This is a genomic window from Malaciobacter halophilus, from assembly GCF_002837275.1.
In the GTDB taxonomy this organism is placed as follows: Bacteria; Campylobacterota; Campylobacteria; order Campylobacterales; family Arcobacteraceae; genus Malaciobacter; species Malaciobacter halophilus.
Window position 1 is genome coordinate 1 of record NZ_NXIF01000056.1, and the last position, 4024, is coordinate 4024.

1 protein-coding gene is annotated in these 4024 nt (G+C 33.9%); it reads left to right on the forward strand.

What is annotated here, in order from left to right; genetic code table 11:
- Window positions 1-4024 (forward strand): beta strand repeat-containing protein (locus CP960_RS12715; protein WP_101185865.1); only part of this gene is annotated, 4024 nt, incomplete at both ends.

The window sequence follows — 4024 nt, forward strand, 5'->3', positions numbered from 1 at the left end:
AGATATTAGTAATAGTGGTTATGCAACACTTTTAGCAAACTCTGTTTCAAATGAAGGAACTATTAAAGCTATAAAAGGAAGTGTTAGACTAATTGGAGCCAATGAAGTAAGTATAAATCTAAATGGAAACTCAATAGTTGATTTAACTGTAGATAAGGGAGTGTTAGACTCACTTGTTGAAAATAAAGGTGCAGTATATGCTGATGGTGGAGAGATTTTTTTAACAACAAACGCAGTAGATGAACTTCTTAAAGGGGTTGTAAATAATACAGGTATTATTGAAGCTAATAGCTTAGATGGTGTAACTGGATATGTAGAACTTTTTGCCCATGGAGGTGAAGCTAAAATTAGTGGAACTATTGAGGCTAAAGATGGGTTTGTTGAAACTAGTGCAGATAAAGTAAAAATATCTGATGAATTTAAAGTAAAAGCAAATAAATGGCTAATAGATCCAAAAGATTTTACCATAGCTTCAAGTGGTGGAGATATTACAGGAACTACTCTGTCTTCAAACTTAGAAAATGCTAGTGTAGAGATACAAAGTGTAAATGGTGCAAGTGATGGAAATGGAGATATATTTGTAAATGATACTGTTTCTTGGGACGCAAATACAAAACTGACTTTAAATGCACAAAATGATATTTTTATCAATAAATCAATAACTGCAACTAATGGACAACTAGCACTTCATTATGGAGATAGTGCAGATTATTATATCAATGCACAAGTAAACTTAAGTGCGGGAAATAATTTTTTCACTAAACAAACAAGTGATGGAAGTGAAACTGTTTGGACTGTTATTACTGATTTAGGAAATGAAGGAAGTACAACGGGAACAGATTTACAAGGGATAAATGGAAATTTATCAGGTAATTATGTTTTAGGTGCAGATATTGATGCAGGTGCTACATCTTCTTGGAATAGTAGTGCAGGTTGGGAGCCAATAGGAGTAGATTTTACCAATTCTTTTAGTGGAAACTTTGACGGTCTTGGGCATACTATCTCTAATATGACTATAGATAGACCAACTGAAAATAATATAGGCTTATTTGGAAGAAGTAGTTCAGGCTCAAGTGTTTCAAATCTTAAAATCACTAACATAGATTTTACGGGACAACAATATGTTGGTGGTATCGTAGGATTTAGTTATAGTGAACTTTTTAATGTAACAGCAAGCGGACAGATTAATTTTACAAAATATGCAGGTGGTTTAGTTGGAACAAATTACAGACCTATAGAAAATAGTTATGCAAATATTAACTTAAATTCAACAACAAATTTTTCTTATGCAGGTGGATTAGTTGGTTATAACTATAGTGATATTACTAATTCATATGCTACTGGCTTAGTTAATGCAGTCAATTATATGGGTGGTTTAGTGGGTAATAATTCTGGAACTGTTACAAACTCTTGGTATGACAATGAGGTAAATACAGATACATCAATGAGTGATAAAGATACTTATGGAAAAACAAAAGCCGAAATTGTCACAGCTCTTTCAAGCCTTGATGCATGGACAGCTGGTGGAGGAGCAAGTGTAGAGGGTTACTCAACGGCTACACCGTTAGCACTTCCACAACTTATAACTTTTTATACTTCAAATGGAGAGATTTTGTTTGCAGGTGGATTTGGTACAGAAGCTGATCCATATGAAATTACAAACTGGACACAACTGCAAAATATTAATAATGGGAATATCCTTACTCAAAACTACTATTTTTCATTACTGAATGATTTAGGCTCTACTACTAATGATTATGCAAACTTAGCTAGTAATACTGCGAATGGTGGTGCAGGATGGAACCCAATTGGGGATAGTGGTAATGCTTTTACTGGAAACCTTAACGGTTTAGGCCACAAAGTAAATGACCTTACTATAAATAGAGGAAATGAAGACTATATCGGTTTATTTGGGGAACTTAATGGAGGATCTATTCAAAATTTAGGTGTTACGCGTGCTTTAATAGTAGGTAATGAAAGAGTAGGTGGTCTTGTCGGTACAAGTTCATCTAGTAGTAGTATCACCAACTCATATGTAACAGGTAGTGTATCAGGTGTAAGGCAAGTAGGCGGTCTTATTGGAAATAATAATAGTTCCACAGTTGAAAACTCTTATTCAACAGCTACAGTAAATGGTACTGGAGATTACTTAGGAGGTCTTATTGGATACAATGCAGGTGCAATATCAAACTCTTATACAACAGGTGATGTGAGTGCTGATGAAGACAGTTCTACCTATGTAGGTGGCCTTGTTGGATACCAAAATGGTTCTACTATCACAAACTCATATGCAACCAATAAAGTTACAATACCCACGATGAGTGGTAATACAGGTGGCCTTGTAGGGCGTAATAGTCAAGGTACTATCACCAATTCATATTATGACGAAGATATGAATAGCTACTTCATGTTAAGTGATAGTGATTTAGGAAAAACAACGGCTGAGCTTAGAGACTTGGCTGCTAAAAATTGGGATGATACTGTTTGGGTATTTGGGGATGCTACGATTGCAGGATATGGCTTATACAATAGACCATATCTAAAAAATCTACTAGAATATCCAGATATGACTCAAGTAGTTACTGGAACACTATTTAATGGTGGATTTGGTACGAGTGCTAATCCATACGGTATTACAAACTGGACACAACTGCAAAATATTAATAATTCAAATATTCTAACTCAAGATTATTATTTTAAATTACTGAATGATTTAGATTCTTCTACATCTGATTATACAACTCAAGCTAGTGCTTCGGCAAACAGTAATAAAGGATGGAATCCAATAGGTTTAGCAACTAATTTTAAAGGTGTATTTGATGGTATGAATCATACTATTGACTCACTAACAATGAATAATACATTTACTAATGCTAATTATGTTGGTCTATTTGGTACGATATGGGGTGAAAGTGTAATTAAAAATATTCATTTAACAAATCTTGACATCACTACTGGAAACTATGTAGGAGGATTAGTAGGCTATGTTAATAGTGAAGATGCTATTATTGAAAATGCAAGTGTTTCTGGAAAGATTGTGGAAAATGGTACTAGTAACCAAACTGCAGCGGGACTTGTTGGAATAAACAAAGGAACTATTTTAAATTCCCACTCAAAAGTAGATCTCACAGGAACTTACTATGTAGGTGGCTTAGTAGGATGGAATAGAGGTCTAGGGCTTATAAAAAACTCTTATTCTGACTCTATTGTCAATGGAGGTGATGATTCAACATCAGGAGGGTTAGTTGGTTGGAATTATCAAGGAACAATAGAAAATTCATACGCTCTTGGTAAAGTAATGGGAACATCATTATACTTAGGTGGTCTTGTAGGAGCTAATAGTGATACAATTAAAAACTCATATTTTGATGGAATAATAGAAGTTAACAATGAATCAAGTACTACAAATGCAAATATAGGTGCAGTTACAGGACTTAATGGTGGTACGATTGAAAACTCATATGCTAGTGGAAAAATAGATGCTATTATCGATGCTAATGGCAATGATGTAAATATTGCAGGAGTGGCAGGAAAAAATAGTGGAACTATAAAAAACTCATATTCAAATGTAGAAATTAAAGCTACTGTTAGTCATGCTCAAGATGTAAACATAGCAGGAGTGGCAGGAGATAATAGCGATACTATTGAAAACTCATATGCTAGTGGGAAAATAGCTGTTAATGATAATTCTAATACCAACTTAAAAGTAGGTGGAGTCGCAGGAATAAATGATGATGTTATTAACAACTCATACTACGATAAAACACTAAATGAAAATATGAGTGATGAAGAACTTTATGGAAAAACAACAGCACAACTACAAGATATAAATACTTTTAAAAATGAAAACAGTGATTGGAATATAGTAGAAGATTCAACACTAGAAAAAGGAACGCCTATTTTATCTTGGCAAGTAAATAAAGATGGAGAAAATAAGCCTATTTGGATAATTGGTACAAAAGTTACTACAGAACCAGAAAAACCAACACCTGAGCCTGAATTACCAGAACCTGAAAAGAAACCA